This window comes from Synechococcales cyanobacterium T60_A2020_003 (assembly GCA_015272205.1).
Lineage (GTDB): Bacteria > Cyanobacteriota > Cyanobacteriia > RECH01 > RECH01 > JACYMB01.
Genome location: JACYMB010000025.1, coordinates 44800 through 62839 on the forward strand (window position 1 = coordinate 44800; position 18040 = coordinate 62839).

The 18040-nt window shown below is 52.5% G+C and carries 15 protein-coding genes; 2 read left to right on the forward strand and 13 right to left on the reverse strand.

The genetic code is table 11. The features are described 5' to 3' along the window. Positions 1 to 577: 577 nt before the first annotated feature. Positions 578 to 2263 carry a dihydroxy-acid dehydratase gene (gene ilvD / locus IGR76_01465; GenBank protein MBF2077207.1) on the forward strand — a complete coding sequence of 562 codons (1686 nt, stop codon included), beginning with the start codon at positions 578 to 580 and terminating at the stop codon, positions 2261 to 2263. A 105-nt stretch (positions 2264 to 2368) separates the two neighbouring features. Here ilvD and IGR76_01470 read toward each other — a convergent pair whose 3' ends face one another. The 5 genes from IGR76_01470 to IGR76_01490 all read right to left on the reverse strand — a co-directional run bounded on the left by IGR76_01470 (position 2369) and on the right by IGR76_01490 (position 6795). Further along, complete coding sequence (locus IGR76_01470) at positions 2369 to 3628, reverse strand: FGGY-family carbohydrate kinase (protein ID MBF2077208.1); 1260 nt, start codon at positions 3626 to 3628, stop codon at positions 2369 to 2371. 9 nt (positions 3629 to 3637) lie between these two features. Further along, positions 3638 to 4921, reverse strand: a complete 1284-nt coding sequence (locus IGR76_01475) for a sugar ABC transporter substrate-binding protein (protein MBF2077209.1) — start codon at positions 4919 to 4921, stop codon at positions 3638 to 3640. Between the two features lie 370 nt (positions 4922 to 5291). Next, positions 5292 to 5567 carry a hypothetical protein gene (locus IGR76_01480; protein ID MBF2077210.1) on the reverse strand — a complete coding sequence of 92 codons (276 nt, stop codon included), beginning with the start codon at positions 5565 to 5567 and terminating at the stop codon, positions 5292 to 5294. Then, a complete protein-coding gene (locus IGR76_01485; GenBank protein ID MBF2077211.1) occupies positions 5564 to 6043 on the reverse strand; it encodes a hypothetical protein in 480 nt (159 codons plus the stop codon). Before IGR76_01485 ends, IGR76_01480 begins: the two co-directional genes overlap by 4 nt. A gap of 173 nt (positions 6044 to 6216) precedes the next feature. Next, the gene (locus IGR76_01490; GenBank protein ID MBF2077212.1) at positions 6217 to 6795 is read right to left on the reverse strand and encodes a leucyl/phenylalanyl-tRNA--protein transferase; all 579 of its coding nucleotides are present in this window, start codon (positions 6793 to 6795) and stop codon (positions 6217 to 6219) included. A gap of 214 nt (positions 6796 to 7009) precedes the next feature. On the opposite strand from IGR76_01490, the gene IGR76_01495 reads away from it, so the two are divergent. Further along, complete coding sequence (locus tag IGR76_01495; GenBank protein MBF2077213.1) at positions 7010 to 7342, forward strand: hypothetical protein; 333 nt, start codon at positions 7010 to 7012, stop codon at positions 7340 to 7342. A 75-nt stretch (positions 7343 to 7417) separates the two neighbouring features. Here IGR76_01495 and ftsH3 read toward each other — a convergent pair whose 3' ends face one another. The 8 genes from ftsH3 to IGR76_01535 form a co-directional block, all read right to left on the reverse strand. After that, positions 7418 to 9256 (reverse strand): ATP-dependent zinc metalloprotease FtsH3, encoded by a 1839-nt coding sequence (gene ftsH3, locus IGR76_01500; protein ID MBF2077214.1) that lies wholly within the window; start codon positions 9254 to 9256, stop codon positions 7418 to 7420. A gap of 102 nt (positions 9257 to 9358) precedes the next feature. After that, the gene (locus IGR76_01505) at positions 9359 to 10174 is read right to left on the reverse strand and encodes an aminotransferase class IV (GenBank protein ID MBF2077215.1); all 816 of its coding nucleotides are present in this window, start codon (positions 10172 to 10174) and stop codon (positions 9359 to 9361) included. Between the two features lie 9 nt (positions 10175 to 10183). After that, positions 10184 to 10987 (reverse strand): hypothetical protein, encoded by an 804-nt coding sequence (locus tag IGR76_01510; protein MBF2077216.1) that lies wholly within the window; start codon positions 10985 to 10987, stop codon positions 10184 to 10186. A gap of 269 nt (positions 10988 to 11256) precedes the next feature. After that, a complete protein-coding gene (locus IGR76_01515; protein ID MBF2077217.1) occupies positions 11257 to 12846 on the reverse strand; it encodes a glycosyltransferase family 39 protein in 1590 nt (529 codons plus the stop codon). A gap of 6 nt (positions 12847 to 12852) precedes the next feature. Further along, complete coding sequence (locus tag IGR76_01520) at positions 12853 to 13797, reverse strand: flippase-like domain-containing protein (protein MBF2077218.1); 945 nt, start codon at positions 13795 to 13797, stop codon at positions 12853 to 12855. A gap of 332 nt (positions 13798 to 14129) precedes the next feature. Next, complete coding sequence (locus IGR76_01525) at positions 14130 to 15230, reverse strand: isocitrate dehydrogenase (protein MBF2077219.1); 1101 nt, start codon at positions 15228 to 15230, stop codon at positions 14130 to 14132. 156 nt (positions 15231 to 15386) lie between these two features. Next, a complete protein-coding gene (locus IGR76_01530) occupies positions 15387 to 16742 on the reverse strand; it encodes a YvcK family protein (GenBank protein ID MBF2077220.1) in 1356 nt (451 codons plus the stop codon). Positions 16743 to 17245: 503 nt separating this feature from the next. Next, positions 17246 to 18040 (reverse strand): potassium channel protein (locus tag IGR76_01535; protein MBF2077221.1); only part of this gene is annotated, 795 nt, incomplete at its 5' end.

Genomic DNA, 18040 nt, shown 5'->3' on the forward strand with positions numbered 1-18040 from the left:
AATGGCAATCGCAACGCAGTAGGGGGATAACGTATTCACACAAACCATGCATCCTCAGGATAAAGGATACGTAGCGTTTTCGTATCCCCCATCCTATCTTGGATCGTTGGGATTGGAAGTGAATTCACAAATCCTTATGATTATCATCGGGAAACATCGAGATTCTGGGAGATTGGGGCTATTCCCAGGCCGAATGGGCCACTGATTAATATCAACTTTGAGTTTTAAATTCTCAGTTTTGAGTTGTAGATGTGTTGCACCACCAGCGATTCCAGTACTGAATCTGTAGCTGGAATTTAAGAAATTGAGTATGAACAGATTTGACATCACTCAAACCCCAAAACTCAAAATTCAAAACTGACAGCAGATTCCTTGACTGTTGTATAAGTACAGCATCGAAATTTTTTAGCGAAACTTCGGCCAAATCCACCTGCATTCAGAGGTATAACTGATAGATGGAACGATACATACTGCTTCGACGTTGACGTGACGTTGCCCCGTTCAACTCCGAGGGTTTCACAATGTATGGGGTTCGCGTACGCAGATGTGTTGAGTAGAAGAATTAAGAGGACAGAGCATGTCGGATAACCGAAGAAGTCAGGTGGTCACCCAAGGGGTGCAGCGATCGCCCAACCGTGCATTGTTACGGGCAGTCGGATTCAGCGATCCAGATTTTCAAAAGCCCATTGTCGGCCTTGCCAACGGCTACAGCACCATCACTCCTTGCAACATGGGCATTAACGACCTCGCTAAGCGAGCCGAGGTGGGATTGCGGGATGCCGGAGCCATGCCCCAAATGTTCGGTACGATCACCATCAGCGATGGAATTTCGATGGGAACGGAGGGGATGAAGTATTCCCTGGTGTCCCGTGATGTGATTGCCGATTCCATTGAAACGGTGTGCAACGGTCAAAGTTTAGACGGGGTGCTGGCGATTGGGGGCTGCGATAAGAATATGCCCGGTGCCATGATTGCGATCGCCCGAATGAATATTCCCGCCATCTTTGTGTATGGAGGAACCATTAAGCCCGGACACCTGAACGGACAAGACCTTACCGTAGTCAGTTCCTTTGAGGCCGTAGGGCAGTACAGCGCTGGCAAAATTAGCGAACAAGAACTGATGGAGGTGGAGCGCCACGCCTGCCCCGGTGCGGGGTCTTGCGGGGGGATGTATACGGCAAACACCATGTCGTCCGCCTTTGAAGCCATGGGCATGAGCCTGATGTATTCCTCGACGATGGCGGCAGAAGACGAAGAAAAAGCCGAAAGCGCCGAAAAGTCCGCCCATGCGTTGGTACACGCCATTCACAACCAGATTTTGCCCCGCGACATCCTCACCCGCAAAGCCTTTGAGAATGCGATTTCCGTGATCATGGCGGTGGGCGGATCAACGAACTCCGTACTGCACCTATTGGCGATCGCCCATTCTATTGGTGTACCGCTCACGATCGATGATTTTGAAACGATTCGTGCCCGTGTACCTGTCCTGTGCGACCTCAAACCCTCCGGTCGCTTTGTCGCCACGGATCTGCACAAGGCAGGCGGCATTCCCCAGGTGATGAAAATGCTACTGGAACATGGCTTACTGCATGGCGATGCTCTGACCATCACCGGACAAACTATTGGGGATCTGCTGAAGGATATTCCCGCTGAGCCTCGCGCCGATCAAGAGGTGATTCGTCCCTGGAGCAATCCCATGTATCCCGATGGACATTTGGGCATTTTGAAGGGCAACCTAGCGACGGAAGGTTCTGTTGCCAAGCTAACAGGCATCAAAAAGCGGCAGATCACTGGCCCCGCCCGGGTGTTTGAATCCGAAGAAGAATGCCTGAAAACCATTCTTGCCAAGGAAATCCAGCCTGGAGATGTGATCGTGATTCGCTATGAAGGCCCCAAGGGTGGCCCTGGGATGCGGGAAATGCTAGCTCCGACTTCCGCCATTATCGGCGCAGGATTGGGTGACTCGGTGGGCTTGATTACCGATGGACGCTTCTCTGGCGGTACCTACGGGATGGTGGTCGGTCATGTGGCACCGGAAGCCTACGTGGGGGGCACGATCGCCCTGGTTCAGGAAGGGGATTCGATCACCATTGATGCCGATGCCCGACTGTTGCAACTCAATGTACCGGATGAGGAACTGGAGCAGCGGCGGGCGTCCTGGACTCCTCCGGCTCCTCGGTATACCAGCGGTGTGTTGGCGAAGTATGCCAAGTTAGTGTCGTCTAGCAGTTTGGGTGCGGTGACGGATCTGAACCTGTTCTAGAATCTGGGTCTAACGCGAAGATTGTCTAACCGTTTCAGTTCTGATGTATGGAGCTGAAACGGTTTTGTCGTCTGAATTGAATGGATTTTTGCTGGGGAAAGCGCATTAATTCGCTGATCTACCGTTCAAAGCTAACAGGGCTGAGCCATAGGCCGCATCGGTATGAGAGGCCACAGAGACAGAAACCGGAAGATGGCGATCGCGAATCTTCAGCCAAGCCGGATTCTTTGCGCCACCCCCTGCGGTGTAAACGTGGGTGAGAGGTGTTGCGCCCAAGTCTTGCAACCGTTGATATCCCAAAGCTTCGATCCGAGCGATGCTCTCCAGCAATCCGTGGAGAAACACAACCGGATCGGTGGGTCGGGGGCCTAATCGGGGTTGTAAGGTCGGATCGTTAACGGGAAATCGTTCCCCCGGTTTAACTAGGGGATAGTAGTCTAAGAGGCTGGGCGAGTCTACCGGAATCTGGGCACTCAGGGTTTCTAACTCGGCATTGGTAAAAAACTGACGCAGAACCGCTCCTCCAGTGTTCGACGCACCCCCCACCAACCACAGATCCCCCAAGCGATGGCTGTAAATTCCCAAGGCTGGGTCATCAATGCGGGTTTTGCTGAGTAGCTTGAGGACAAGGGTTGAGCCTAAAGAGGTGACAGCTTCCCCCGGTTGGGTGGCACCACTGGCGAGAAAGGCCGCGATACTGTCCGTGGTTCCGGCATAGACGCAGCAGGTAGACGGAATCTGAAATTGGTGGGCGATCGCCCCATCCACGGTGCCAATCTGCTCCCCCGGCCCATACACCCGTGGCAGAGTGATCTGATGGTTCGCGGCGTACATTAGCAACCAGTCGGGATAGGTGAGCGTGCCCACGTCGTAGCCCAATTTCAAGGCGTTGTGGTCGTCGCTGATTCCCAACCGCCCATGTAGTAAAAACGCCAGCCAATCGGCCTGATGCATGAGATAGGTTCCGGCAACGGGCACCCCCTGTTCGACCCACGCCACCACCTTGGCAAAGGTGGAGGTAGAGCTAATCACAGCATGGTTGGCAGGGGCGATCGCCCGCACGACATCTAGCACGATCTCATTCTGAGCATCGTTATACATCAACGGTTCCGTGATTGGCTGTCCAGAGGTATCACACAGCATCACCGTCGATGAGGTGCCATTGAGGGCGATCGCTCCCAGGCGTGATCGGAGTTCCGGTGGAATTTGGGTCAGCAATTGATACAGACTATCCCGCCAGAGCTTGGCTTTTCCCTGATCTAGCTCCGGAAAGACAACGTGGGATTGAGCGCAGACGGTGCGATCGCCATCGATCACCACTGCCCGTGCTCCAGAGGTGCCAACGTCAATGCCCAGTGCTAGCATTCACGCTCCTTAGCGGTTATTCCATGCGGTTTCAGCAGCGGCGATCGCCTCATCCACCGTCGATTGTTCCAACATGGCCGATTGCAGATTGGTGTACATGATCTTCTGCAACTCTTTAATATCCGAAATCGTGGGTAGCAATACCTCCGCATCCGCCATTTGGCTAGCGCTGACCACCCGTGCTTTCTCCGCTGGATTCGTTTCATCACTCGTCGTCGAGAAATAGCTGTTGTCCAGGGATGCAACGGTGGAGGGTAAAACGTTTGCCTGTTTAGCAAAGGTGAGCTGATTTTCGGGATTGGTGACGTAGAGGGCAAAATTTAGAGCCGCGTCCGGCTGATCCGTACTGCGCGGAATCACCAAATTCATCACCGCCACATTTTTCTTACCCGTATCTCCGGTGATCTGCGGCGATGCAGACGAAATCGCGGCAATACTCGGCGCATTCGTGGCGATCGTTGTGAGGAACTGCGGCCCCGTAGATAGCAGCGCCGTTTCGCCCGATTGATAGAGTTCAATGCCACGGCGATGGCCTTGGGTCAGGACTTCCTGGGGAAGCAAACCCTGTTGGTACAAATCCACCCAGTACTGAAACGCCGCTTTCCCAGCGGGTGTGTTGAAGGCGGCTTTACCCTCACTGTCGATCAGGTCAACACCCATCTGCACCATCGACTGCAACACCTCTGCGGAATCCTCTGGCACAAAGGTTATGAAAAAGGCGTACTTTCCGGTTTTCTCCTTCACCTGCTTAGCAGCCGTCGCGAGTTCCGCAAACGTGGCCGGAGGTTCACTAATACCTGCGGCCTTTAGGAGATCGGTGTTGCTCACGGTAATGCTCGTGGCTAAATACCAGGGAATCCCAAAGCTTTGGCCATCCACCTTGTTAGCCTCCCAAATTTTGGGCAAATACAGCGCTTGCTGATCGGGAGAAACTTTGTCATCCAACGGCATCCAAGCGTTGCGTCCGGCAAGCTGCGCAGCAAAATCAGGGTTTAGGTTGACCACATCCGGAGCGGTGTTTGCGGATACAGCCGTCAGAATTTTGCTTTGCATATCTGCCCACGGTACATCCGTCCAGCGCACCTTTACGCCTGGATTTTCGGTTTCAAACTCGGCAATGAGCTGGTTAAAGTAGTCTGTAAACTCCGGCTGGAGCTGCATTGTCCAAAATTCAACGTCCTGTGTGCCATCCGTAGCCGAAGTCGAGCTTTGCGGAGCCGAGGCGCAGCTCACCATCCAGCTCATAATCAAGCCTAAAACAGCAAAGATTCCTAGGCGTTTCCAGTTCCTCATATTGGTTATAGAGATATCCTTTCATAAGCATCAATACTATATCAGGCACCTCGATCCCTTTTTGAACAATCGAATAGGGTGAAGTTCTGCGATCGCCCATTATGGAGATCTTCAGCGGACTTAATTAAGGGCTAGACTTTCCTATTGAGGGTAGTCTTTTTTAGTATGAGGATAAGGAAAAAGAGGTCATCTCCTTAACAGTTGGATAATTGCAGGCGAATCTGTTCGTTGTATAGCAATCCTATTTGGATTGTGAAATGTGCGCCCCGTCGGGGCGCACATTTCACAACTCATCTTTTTCATAAATCACGTAGGAACGCTATAGTGATGGATGAAATTCCAAATCGCGGCAATATGATTATCCCTAGTTCTAATCAAGTTTATGTTTGTTAGGTTTCGCCGTTCCACGGCCATTTAAGGAAGAAGCAATCAGGAAGTTGCGTAACCAGTGATCATGATAGCGGAAGCCATTGAGGTTCTCAAAGGGAGACATCGAATGCAGCTCTAGTGCTTGAATCTTGCGTCCGTAGGGATGGAAATTCCACAGCAACGCCATCGCTCGTAAGCCTTGCCTTGCGGCTTCTAGCGTTCCATGAAAGTATTGCATTGCATGGCATACAAGATACGGTCTTGATAATTCATTCATAGGTCTACTTGCTTGCTGATGCGATAGGCATCTGGCAACGCAAAGGTGACCTTCAGTTGAGGGGCTTTGTTGGGCAAGGTTATCAGTTTCTGTCTGGCTTTATCGGGTAAGTCGTATTCCGGACGCTTTGCCCATTCCTCTAACCGACGCAGGCGTTGAGCAAACTGCCAGAGATGCCACAGTTTGTCGGTGACCAGTTTGAACACTCCAGAGGCTCGACGATACAGTTGTTGCACACTCAGTACGATACGCAAAAAACGCAGCACAATGGTGATGTTTGGAAACAGGGCGTTCCATGCCTGTTGGGTCGCCTCCCACCCATCGGTATTGACACTTTCAGGACAATCCTCTGGGTAGCTCTGGTGGGCTTCGAGTTGAACCTCTCCATAAGCCTGCTTCAGCGCTTCTGCGTCAGCCCGTTGAGTGACACTTACCCCTAAAAAGCACCCGACTGCGGCGGTTACGGCAATATACATCCGGTTTCCCTACCACCAACTATGCTTTTCATCGGCCACTAGGTGAGGGGGGGGGAACGCATCGGGGGCTTTCACCGTACTGCCGACAACCGATGCACGTCCTAAGGACTGGGTGGCATGGTACCAGTACATCGCTGAGTGTCCTAAGACATGAGCGATCCTCATTGCCGACGTTAGACGAACAAACAGGGCTGACGCACGGCTTGATGAAGCAATTTCTCGTAGCTGCGATTGGAGACAAGGTAGGCACCGAACCGTTCAAGGTGAGGATTGGTCATTTGAGCATCAAAAAGCAGAAATTGGCGCGATCGCAAGTGTTCCACCAGTTTCACCATCGCCACCTTTGAGCCCTCAGGAATCCGGTAAAACATAGACTCCCCGATAAACGCTCCGCCAATAGCAATGCCCAGGATTCCCCCTGCCAGCTCTTGCCCTTGCCAGGTTTCAAAACTGTGCGCCCAACCCGCCTGATGGAGTGCAATATAGATTTCTTTGAGTTCATCCGAGATCCACGTGGTCTCTCGATTGGCACATCCTTCGACAACAGCGAAGAAGTCTTTATTAATCGCAACCGTAAATCGATTTTGATTCAGCACCCGCTGGAGCGATCGCGGATAGCAAAAACGGTCGTCTAACGGAATCAGCGCTCGTTCGCGACTTGAATACCAAGAAAGCCCCTGGGTTTCGTCGTTTTCCATTAAAAAGTAGCCCTGGGCATAGGCTTGGATAATGGCGGGAATATTGTACTGAATGGGTACGACCTCCCAAGGCTTGTGAAAGATCCTACAACGATGGCGGGTTGGAGTCTAATCCAGTTTAGCCGAGCGATCGCCCCTATGCTCGATTTATAAACCGCTTGTATGAATGGGGGCAGGAAGGCAAATTGTGGCACAGCAGACATCTGATGTACAGGGCCAAAGAACAGGGTAGGATTGGGGTGCTGACCACTCGTTCGAGGAGATTTCTATGGTTGAACCCATTCCTCCAATTACGCTTCAGCCAGCGACCGATCCCCAACAAGAGGGAGAATGGCTCAAGCAAACTTTGCATAAATGGCTCAACACAGAGTTTATCCCAGAAGCGGTGAATGAACAGATTGCGTCGCGGGCAGCTCAGGTCTTTGTACGGCAGCGCATGGAGGGAGAAAACGATCTGGGGTCGTTGGTGATTGCGTTGGTGACGGAGATGCAAGCGTTTGATTTTTCGAACAGCTTCTATAGTGAGTTTGCGATCGCCAATGCGGTGAGTGATTTAGTTTTGGAAAGCTTGGGCATTGACAACCGCTGCTGTGGGCAATAGCAGATGTGGGCAATAAAAAAAGGCCAGCCCCCGTTCGGAAGGCTAGCCTTTCAAATTTAGGATGATAGCAATGGCTTAGGCGATCGCTGCCATTTTGACGTCGTTGCTGCTCAGGAGTTGCTGGAGTTCTTCAGCATCTACGGTTTCCTGCTCCACCAGCAGGTCTGCCAGTTTATCCAAAACGTGACGGTTGCCAATGAGAACCTCTTTCGCCCGACGATAGGCCTGATCCACTAAGTTGCGAACTTCTTCGTCAATCGCAGCGGCGGTTTCCTCGGAGAAGTCCCGCTCAGCGGCGATATCGCGACCGAGAAACATGTTGCCCTGCTGACGACCAAGAGCCACAGGGCCAAGGCGATCGCTCATGCCAAAACGCATCACCATCATGCGGGCATCCCGTGCTACCTGCTGAAGGTCATTTGAGGCTCCGGTGGTAATCTCTTCATCGCCAAAGACGATCTCTTCCGCAATTCGACCCCCCAGAGCAACGGCCATCCGATTTTGCAGATAGGAACGGGAGTAGAGACCAGAATCCAAGCGATCTTCGCTGGGAGTAAACCACGTGAGACCACCCGCCCGTCCGCGAGGAATGATGCTAATTTTCTGCACAGGATCGTAATCCGGCATCAAGGCACCGACCAAAGCGTGACCCGCTTCGTGATAAGCCACCAAGGACTTGCGCTTCTCGCTCATTACCCGATCTTTCTTCTCTGGCCCAGCGAGGACACGATCAATCGCATCGTTCACTTCATCCATTGAGATTTCAGTCAGGCTGCGACGTGCCGCGAGAATGGCTGCCTCGTTCAGCAAGTTGGACAAGTCTGCCCCAGTGAATCCAGGCGTCCGGCGGGCGATTTTTTCTAGATCCACGTCTTTCGCTAGCGTCTTACCGCGAGCGTGAACGTTCAGAATTTCCAAACGACCTGCATAGTCGGGGCGATCGACTACCACCTGACGGTCAAAACGACCGGGACGGAGGAGTGCCGCGTCTAGAACATCAGGACGGTTCGTAGCAGCGATGATGATGATTCCGGTGTTGCCTTCAAAACCATCCATCTCCGTGAGCAACTGGTTTAGGGTTTGCTCACGCTCATCGTTACCACCGCCAAGACCTGCACCACGCTGACGACCAACCGCGTCAATTTCATCAATGAAGACGATACAGGGCGCATTGGCCTTAGCCTGCTCAAACAGGTCGCGCACGCGGGACGCACCCACACCGACAAACATTTCTACAAACTCAGAACCGGAAATGGAGAAGAAAGGTACACCTGCTTCACCAGCAACGGCCTTTGCGAGCAAGGTTTTTCCAGTTCCCGGAGGACCGACAAGGAGAACACCCTTCGGAATCTTTGCGCCAATGGCTGTGAAGCGATCCGCGTTCTTGAGGAAGTCAACGACTTCAGCCAGCTCCAGCTTGGCCTGCTCAATTCCCGCTACATCCCCAAACGTAACCTGGGTTTGGGGTTCCATCTGCACGCGTGCTTTGGACTTGCCAAAGTTCATCGCTTGGCTGCCGGGGCCACTTTGGGCACGCCGCAAAATAAAGAAAAGCACAATCAACAGCAGGAACGGAATCAGCAGTGTGCTGAAGATGCGGGCAAGAATGTTGTCGTCAGGCTGAGGACTAACCCGGATATCGACGTTGTTGTTCGTGAGGATATCAATCAACTGAGGATCGTTGGGCAAATTCACCAGAACTTTGCCACCATCATCCGTTGTAACGAGCGCACGGGTACGATCCGAACTGATATCAACTTTTTCTACGTTGTTGGCCTCAACCTGCGAAATAAATTCGCTGTAGCGCCACGTTTCCTGCGATTGAGGTTGCCGATCGAGCAGTGCGGTGGCTAGAAAAATCACCACAACCACGAGAAGGGCATATAAACCTACATTTCTCCATCGCTTATTCACCGAGGCTAATCCTCCTAAATCGCTGACTTCGCTATCGTGATTAAATTTTGAACCCAAACGCCAAGAAAGTGGATTCTTATGTTAACTAATATTAACCTAATCTTAGAAATCTGGGCTGGATGTGCTGTGAAATTGAGTCACTAAGGTTTGGATTGAGGGATGTTTGGGATTGAACCGTTGCCTCTCAGCGTTTATGAGAACGGTGTGAATCGGGACGACACCCACAACGGCGTTGCTGTAGGCGATCGCCTCTAGCTGAGAAATAACATCGCCTGTCCAAGACGTTTCTCTAATCCTTTCATTTTGGCATCTCAACCGGGACATTAGGTGCGATCGCCCAATTCCAGGCAGAATCCCATCGGCCAGCGGTGGCGTCCACCATGTACCCTTGCCCCAACCCCACAGGGTTCCCGTACTTGTTTCTAACCAGTGCCCTGCGGCATTTATGAGAATCGCCTCTTGGGCGTGATAAGCTTGGGCATCCCGTTTTGCCTGCCACGAGGCAAGATAATTTCCGGTTTTGAGATGGGGGAGCGATCGCCCGTAATCCTCTGGAGGAGTTGCCACCCAAGCGGTGATGCCGTGTTGCTGCTGTTCGGATAAATCAGGCGGGAGCGATCGCCCCGTGATCCATTCCTGTCCTTCTGGAAACAGGGTAATGCGTAAAATCGGATACTGCTGAGCTAGGGCGATCGCCCCTTGGTGAATCTGCTTCCAGTCGGGGGATGTCCAGCCGAGGGTTTGGATGCTGTGACGGAGGCGATCGCAATGAGCCTGCCAGAAGGTAAGGGAATGATCGAGGGTGCCGTCATAGACTCGAAGGGTCGTAAAAACCGTCGCACCGTACAACAGCCCAGGATTGTGAATCGAGATCTGAAGGGTTTCACCTGGATCCAGAACCCCGTTATACCAGTACACGTCTAGTCCTCACGTGGCGTTTTCGGGAAGCTGCACGGCAATGCTGCCATTTGGCTCTTGAATAATTTTGCCGCCTAATGCCTCAATCCGTATGAGAGCTGTTTGACGAACGCGACTATCGGGGGACGTGCTAAGCACCATCATCCATGCGCCAATCTGGGCTTTTGTACTGTCTGGATCATTGGCGAGGAATGCGGCGGTTTGTTCAGAGACCAGAGCGACCTCCTCACTGCCTGCAACGCCCGATTGCCTTGCCCAGTCGGCAGCCGTACGAAAGGATTGTTCGGCTTGCTTAGCATCGCCTAGGAACAGGATCTCGTCAATTCCCTTTTGCCGCCATAGATAAAATGAGTCGGCGGGCATCGTGGGCGTCATCTGGCTCAGCCCTTGATTCATCAGGTTGACAGCCCGTTCCGGCATCCCCGCGTACAGGGAAGTACTCACCGATAGAAAGAAATAGGGGTCTAAAAAGAAGGGATCGCGTTGGGTGGTGATTTCAAAAAATTCTGGACTGAGGGAGTAGCCCGTCACCTGGCGAGCATCATCATCCCCAAAGTACTGAATAAAGTTGAGAAACGCCCAGTCAGCCAGCAGATTGTCATAACCAAAGGCAGGCGATCGCTGGAGAAGGGCAAGCTGCTGAGCTTGCGTGGAGACTTCTGCTTGCATCTCGGCATCCGTACGGAGGGCACGATTGCTGAGTTGCTCAAGCCGTGGTTTTTGTAGAACTCCAATGCCGACGATTGCGGCAATGCCAACGGCGATCGCGCCTAGGGTTTGGCCTAAATTTTGACGAGGATTGGACGCCATCATGCAACGCTGCGAACCACAAAATGACTGCTTTAAGTATGCCCAAAACCTAGACATTAAGGACTACGTGTCGTCCTTTCATCCCACTTTAAACCTATTCACCCTGATTGACTGACAAAACTCACACAACCCTGATTCTCTTGTCGGTTGGGTGAGCGCTAGTGTAACCCAACAGAGTAAAGGCTAGAGTTGGGTTCCATATTGTTTTACCCAACCTACTAGAAAAGATATGTCAGTCAACCAACCGTTTCACCTCTCCACCCCTTCACCCCCTACCGCAAATCATAGAGATACAGAAACGACGTGGAATTTGGACTTTGAAACTGATCCAGTTTACGAGCGGTATCGTTCAAGTGCGATCGCACTAGCTTCATCTCGTCGCGCAGTTCTACATCTGACAGCACCACCCAAACACGAGGATTTCCCCGCAGTGTTTCAAGATCGGCAAGGGTGCGATCGCGCTCCTGCTCGGACACTTGATCCAACGCTCCCTGACTATCGAGGTTATTGGCACCGATGTGATAATCGTTAGGTTTGAACCCGTAGCGATCGGCATAGTACATAAACTGATACTCACTTTTTTCGGACACGTAGATCACATCTCCCGGTTGGTAGTGAGTCTGCAAATAGCTCATCAACGGATGCATTGCTTCTCGGTAGCTGGGTTGAACCAGCAGGGGTAGAGCATTCCAGAAGGGCTGGATCAGTAGTGCCACCGTTAGCGCAATGCCGAATAGTCGAGCGAGGCGGGAGAATCGTCCATCGATACTCCAAGTCTGGGCACTCGCCGCGATCAGAACCAGGAAAAAGGGGACGAGGTACAGCGACAGACGCTCGTAAAACGGGTAGAGGCGGGCATAGGCGACGAGGATGGAAACAAGGATCGGGGAGAGTAGCAGCCAAAACCGATCGCGTTCAATCCGATTCAGGGCGTAACACCCCAACAGAAAACAGGCGATCGCCACCCCCACGCCAACGGAGGCAAACCCAAGGGGATTCACAAAAAAATGTTTGAGCGAACCGATGAGCCAGTCTAGATCCCAAAGGTTATCAGGGCATCGTCTATCCCACGAACTTTCTAAGGTGTCGTTGTTCGACGCTTGCCGCACGGAGATGACGTAGAAGAATCCAAAGCTGAGCAGCCACGCCGCATAGATCGGCAACCGCTGGCAAATGTCCTGAAGAACGTGATGCTCGGCAGGAGCTTGGTTGCGGGTTTGCCATTGCGTCCAAAGCCGAGGAATCAGGTAGCTAGCCTCAAGTCCCGCCAACACAAACACCGCTGGATAGGAAAACCAAACGGCGATCGCGCCCACAAGGCCACTCCAAACCTGCTGGCTACGGGATAGGTCAGATTGCCGAATGCTGAATAAAACGAGGGTGAGCAGCAGGGCGATCGCCACATCGGTCGAATACTGCTTCACCTCCGATGAATAGTAGATTAGGCTTTCGGAACTGGCGAGGAGGGCGATCGCCACCACCGCTCCGAGGGGAGAGAGTAACCGTTTTGCCAAGAGCGCACCGAGGATGAGTGCCGTCAGACCACTAATCAGCGGAAACAGCCGCAGCGCATACTCATGATTGCCTAAGAGTTGCACCATCGCCTTTTCAACCATGAGAAATCCGACGGGGGCAGCCTGGTTATGGTGCAAGGGTTCTAGAAATTCACCATAGGAACGGTTGATGATGTTAAGCGCTAGCTTGACCTCATCCGACCATAGGGAACGGTTAAAGCTGTACTGAATCAGACGCACCGCAATGCCCAAGATCAGCAGCAGTCCCGGTAGGCCGTAGGCGAGGAGCCAATCCCGCGATCGCAGGGTCGATTTAAAGCTGAGAGCATCAGGACGTTTGGACAGCATCCGTGCTTACTTCCCCTCGCTGCGAACCGTTGCCAGGTATTGCTGCAAGAAGGGCAATCCCCCGATCGCAGGCAGGAGATACCGCGAGGTGCAGAGAACACCCAAGGCAGCGGCAGTGGGCGCATCAAAATAGGGCTGGTAAAACCAGATCAATGCGGCATCCCGTGTCCCAACTCCGGCAAAGGTGAGGGGCAGCAATCCGGTCAAAATCGCCAACGGTGAAAGGGCGAGGTTCGTCAGGAAGGGAACCCAGGCATTCAGCGCTAGGATGAAGAACCAGATTTGGAGCAGGTGCAGGAACCAAATGAAGATCGAGGTCGCGCTAATTTTGAACAGGCGGCGGCGATCGCTCCAAAAATAGTCATGCATGTCATCCCAGGCGTGGCTCAGTTTCACTAGTTTTTGGCGCAGTCCTTTAGGCGCAATTTTGCCTGCGGATACGAAGAAGAAATGGGCAAACCCACGGGAACCCAGGAGCAAAAGTCCCAAAATTAGCCCGACTAATACGCTAACGGTCATCACCCAAAAGACCCAGTCCTTATTGGGATAGAGCATGAGGCCAAATACGCACCACAACAGCAGGGACAGCAGGTCGCAGGCTTTTTCAAACACGACCAAGGACAGAGCCAGGGAACCCGGCAGATGGCCGCGATCGCGCATGAAGTAGGCTTTGGCAATATCACCCATTTTCGAGGGCAGTACCATATTCAGGACGCTGGCCGCCAGGATTAGCTTGTTGGCTTCGCCAAATCCAATAAATGACCCGGTAGGAACGAGTTGCTGAAGTCGCCATGCCGTGATCATCGTGATGGGGACAACCATGCCGAGGCTGATCACCATCCAGAGGCGATCGCACTCTCGGAACACCTCGATCAGGCTGGCAACGTCAATTTTCCAGTAGATCATCGCCAGGATGGTCAGGCTGACGAGGATAGAGATAAGTCGCTTCATGAATTACGTTCTGGTAAGGCGAGCCCTATTCTACCAGTTAGACTTCTTTACGACTTCGGTAGGGGGCGATCGCTTGATTCAATATCCGGCGTTGCTGAACAGAAGTATGATTTTCGTGTTCAGGCCTTTTTCCGCGCTCACCCTAGCCCTCTCCCCAAGGAGAGGGAACAAGCGTTTTAGCCCCCTTCTCCTGTGGGAGAAGGGTTGAGGATGAGGGCAATTCATAGCCGCATTCAGCAACGCCCAATATCCAGTTAGTTGTTAGGGCATATTCCGAGCGTTTGCACTCCTTTTGCGATCGCCTATCCTCCCGTTGCAACCACAGCCCAACCTTAGGACGATTCCAGCGTAGACCAAACCTCTAGCTTCGTCTTAACCTTGCGAATCACCTCATCCGTAAAGTCTGATGTACTCATCTGACCGCCCAGATCCGAGGTCGCCTTTCCTTCGTGAATTGCCTCAAAAACAGACTCGTAGATTGATCGGGACGCTCGATCCGCAGCGGGGGTTTTCACATAGGTCAGCAAGGCTGCACTGGCCAAGATCATCGCCATCGGATTCGCAACGTTCTTACCGTAGAGGGCTGGAGCTGTACCGTGGGGCGCTTCCGCCATTACCGTTTTCACCTGGAAGGTTTCTGAGTCAAACCCCATCACCAAACTCTCTGAACCGGCAATGCTGCCGTACATCTGCAACACCATATCGGACAGCAAATCACCATCTCGATTCAGGGCTGGAATGACGAGGGCTTCGCCACTGCTTTGCAAGAGGAGGGCAAAGGTGGCGTCAATCAAGAGGGGTTGATACGTGACCTCCGGATAGCGCTGAGCCGCTGCATCCAGTTCTTCTTTGAACATACCCTCATAGGTTGCGCTGACCGTAAACTTTGGCCCACCAAAGACCTTTGCACCTGTCCGTTTGGCGTGGGCAAAGGTGAACTCCGCCACCGCTCGGCAGATCGATCGGCTAATTTTTGAGGTTCGCCAAGCAATTTCATCCCCCGTTTCCGTTATTTCGCGCCATTCCTGTGCACCGTAGGCGTCATCCACCGCCACTCGCACGATGGTAATGGGAGCATGAACGCCGCCCAATGGACGAATTTGGGGAATGCGGCGTCCGGTTCGCACGATCACCGACGCTCCCAAGGCTTCCCGCAAGATTGCATTCGGGCTACCCACATCGCCCGCTATGTCTGGGGTGATGGTTGCGGCTTTTAGGGCTAGTCCGGTTTTGCAGGCGGCTTCTGCGGATTCCCAAACGACCTTGTTTTGACTCGCCCGCCGACTGTCCAGGCTCAAATCATAATCGACAAATTGCAACGGTTGGCGAATAACGGCAGGTTGCAAGACTCTTAACGCTTCCGCCAAGAGTTCTTCTCCGGTTTGATCGCCGTGCATGACGATGATCGTGGGCATCGATTGCTGGGTTTGCATGGGAAGGGATGTCATGAATCACTGCAGGTAGTGTTCACAAATTTTGGTCGGTGAGCGATCGCCAAAACAGTCAAAATGAGTACGAAACAGAGAAGCTTCCAATGGTCTTAGGATTTGCCCCTCGGTTCGGTCATGTCGGAATCCGGAGAAAATGCCCTAACTCACGCGACTATACCACCGCAGCAACACCCGCGCTAACCGCTCTGAATGGTGACGCACTTTATGGCTAATCGGGTCTTCGTCCATAATGTTGGCAATTACAATTCGGCTTCCCGATTGGATTACGGCCTCGCGATCAAAGTAGACCGGATGGGAATTTTCCTGGGCGTAGCGGATCAGGGCACTCGCAGAGGGCGACTTCTTGTGAACCAGCACGGCATCAAAAATGCGCTGACCGCAGACTTGATCCAACGCTCGAATATGATCAGAAACCGTGTAGCCCTGGGTTTCACCCGGTTGGGTCATAATATTGCACACGTAGATTCGGGGCGCATCGGCATGGGCGATCGCCTCTCGAATCTCAGGAACCAGCAGATTGGGAATGACGCTGGTATAGAGACTGCCCGGCCCAATTACAATGTAATCCGCCTCCTGAATCGCTTGAATCGCCTTGGGCAACGCAGGGGGATTATGGGGGTGACAGCCAATGTTCACAATCGTACCGTTTGCTTCAGGAATCTGAGATTCGCCCTCCACATACCGCCCATCGGCCAGTTCTGCCCAGAGCTTTACATCGCTGAGAGTAGCCGGAAGCACTTCCCCCCGAATCGCTAAAACTTTAGAGCTAGCGGCGATCGCCTGTTCCAAATCCCCCGTTACCTCACTCATTGCCGTCAGGAACAAATTCCCGAAACTGTGCCCGATCAAACCATCCCCAGCCTGAAAGCGATACTGAAATAGCTCCGTCAGCAACTTTTCCTCATCTGCCAGAGCCGCGAGACAGTTGCGAATATCGCCTGGTGGCAAAACGCCAATCTCTCGCCGCAACCGTCCTGACGATCCGCCATCATCAGCAACGGTCACAATCGCCGTAATGTTGGCACTGTAAATTTTCAACCCCCGCAGCAAATTAGACAGCCCCGTACCGCCCCCCAACACCACAATGCGAGGGCCACGACGCAGACGACGATGGGTGATCAGCATATCCACCAGCTCGTCATCTCCTTCGGGCATGAGCACGTCGGTAATGGCTCCGAGGGTGCGAGTTTGCCCCCACAAAATCAGCAGCAATCCGATCAGAACCACCAACGGCCCGCTGATGTAGTTGGGAACCAAATCCGTAATGAAGTTGAGAAGATTACTAACAAATTGCGTGAAATAAAAGACCGGAGTGAGTTTCGACCAAATGGCAAGTCCGAGTCCGGTCAGCAGTACACCTGCCGCGCTAATCACCAACCAGCGTTTGACAAATAGTCCCGGAGATAGCCATTTAAACCACTGATCCACACGATTGGGGCGTCGGTAGGATGCCTTAGCGGGATTGAGTAGTTGCTTAATGCGATCGATGAACATTGGGGTTGAGGGTATGAGGAAGAGATCTGGGCAGTCATTCCGTATTGCACTTTAAACGGTCGCCGCCGAGACAGGATCAGCGCCAAGTTCATCTTGACTTGCATTTTACAAAATGACTACCTCATCAGCTGAATTTGACGGCTCACCTTAACCATAGTTAGAGACACGCGGACAGCGTAGCTGAAGTTGTATTGAGACACAAAGCACTGATCCAGGAAAGCTGAAGTTCAAGCCCCTCTACCATCAGAGTGGGACAACATTGACACTGAATGGTGGAAAAACCGGGTTGGAGTTGATATCAAGAGGATTCAACTACTTCCGAACAACCAGACTGCTGGCTCGGAAAGTCGTTATGGAGTTTGCCTAGAATGGACACTCGTTAACAATACTCAACAGGAAGAGCCTTGGATTATGGTTTTTCATTGGAGCGAACAACCTGGAAAGATTTTGAGATTGATTCCCAATGGGAAGTCGGAATGGTGCGCATACGGTTGACTTCAAGTCTACAAACTCGACCCCCGATAGCGCAACTGTCGCTTCAGCGCAAAGGTTTGAGCAAATTTAGGAATATCGCCTCGGCGTCCCATCACAATCAGCGTATCGCCTCCTAAAATATTGAGGGTATGGTCTGGACGGGTAATCGTTTCTCCAGTCGCACGGCGAACGGCCACTACAATAAATGATCCTTGTCCCTTAATTTCCACATTACTGAGCGGCCCACCCACCAACGGCGAATCGTGGGGAATAGCGAGTTCATCCACTTGGACATCGAGACCCGAAAGAAGTTCATTGAGAGTTCTACCGCCTTCGCTCTGCTCTAAGAAATCAAGGGCAGCGGGATGGGTGATCATGTGCGCCATGCGCTGGGCTCCAATGGTAGCAGGCAAAACAACATGATCCGCTCCGGCGAGTTTGAGCTTGTTTTCGGTCGAGGGGTATTCGCCGCGTGCCAGGATGATCAAGTTGGGGTTAAGGCCACGGGCTGTGAGGGTAATGAATACGTTGCTGGCATCGTCAGGTAGTACCGTAGCAAGAAATCGGGCATGTTCAATCCCTGCAGATAACAGAACGTGTTCATCGGCGGCATTGCCTAATAGGGTGAGATAACCTCGATCTTGGGCTTTAGTGATGCGATCGCCACTGTTATCGACAATCAAAAACTTCTGTCGTGCATGGTCCATTTCGACAGCCAAGCTCTGACCAATCCGTCCATAGCCACAGATAATGACGTGGCCTTTGAGCGTTTCAATCCCTGCGGGTCGATTCCCCGCCGCTCTGCGGCGTAAAATGCCAGGATG

Coding starts and splice junctions, on each gene's coding strand:
- IGR76_01485 (MBF2077211.1), bottom strand. CDS start 6,043: ATGTATATTGCCGTAACCGCCGCAGTCGGGTGCTTTTTAGGGGTAAGT.
- IGR76_01470 (MBF2077208.1), bottom strand. CDS start 3,628: ATGCTAGCACTGGGCATTGACGTTGGCACCTCTGGAGCACGGGCAGTG.
- IGR76_01495 (MBF2077213.1), top strand. CDS start 7,010: ATGGTTGAACCCATTCCTCCAATTACGCTTCAGCCAGCGACCGATCCC.
- IGR76_01515 (MBF2077217.1), bottom strand. CDS start 12,846: ATGCTGTCCAAACGTCCTGATGCTCTCAGCTTTAAATCGACCCTGCGA.
- IGR76_01530 (MBF2077220.1), bottom strand. CDS start 16,742: ATGTTCATCGATCGCATTAAGCAACTACTCAATCCCGCTAAGGCATCC.
- IGR76_01480 (MBF2077210.1), bottom strand. CDS start 5,567: ATGAATGAATTATCAAGACCGTATCTTGTATGCCATGCAATGCAATAC.
- IGR76_01525 (MBF2077219.1), bottom strand. CDS start 15,230: ATGCAAACCCAGCAATCGATGCCCACGATCATCGTCATGCACGGCGAT.
- IGR76_01520 (MBF2077218.1), bottom strand. CDS start 13,797: ATGAAGCGACTTATCTCTATCCTCGTCAGCCTGACCATCCTGGCGATG.
- IGR76_01475 (MBF2077209.1), bottom strand. CDS start 4,921: ATGAGGAACTGGAAACGCCTAGGAATCTTTGCTGTTTTAGGCTTGATT.
- IGR76_01510 (MBF2077216.1), bottom strand. CDS start 10,987: ATGATGGCGTCCAATCCTCGTCAAAATTTAGGCCAAACCCTAGGCGCG.
- ilvD (MBF2077207.1), top strand. CDS start 578: ATGTCGGATAACCGAAGAAGTCAGGTGGTCACCCAAGGGGTGCAGCGA.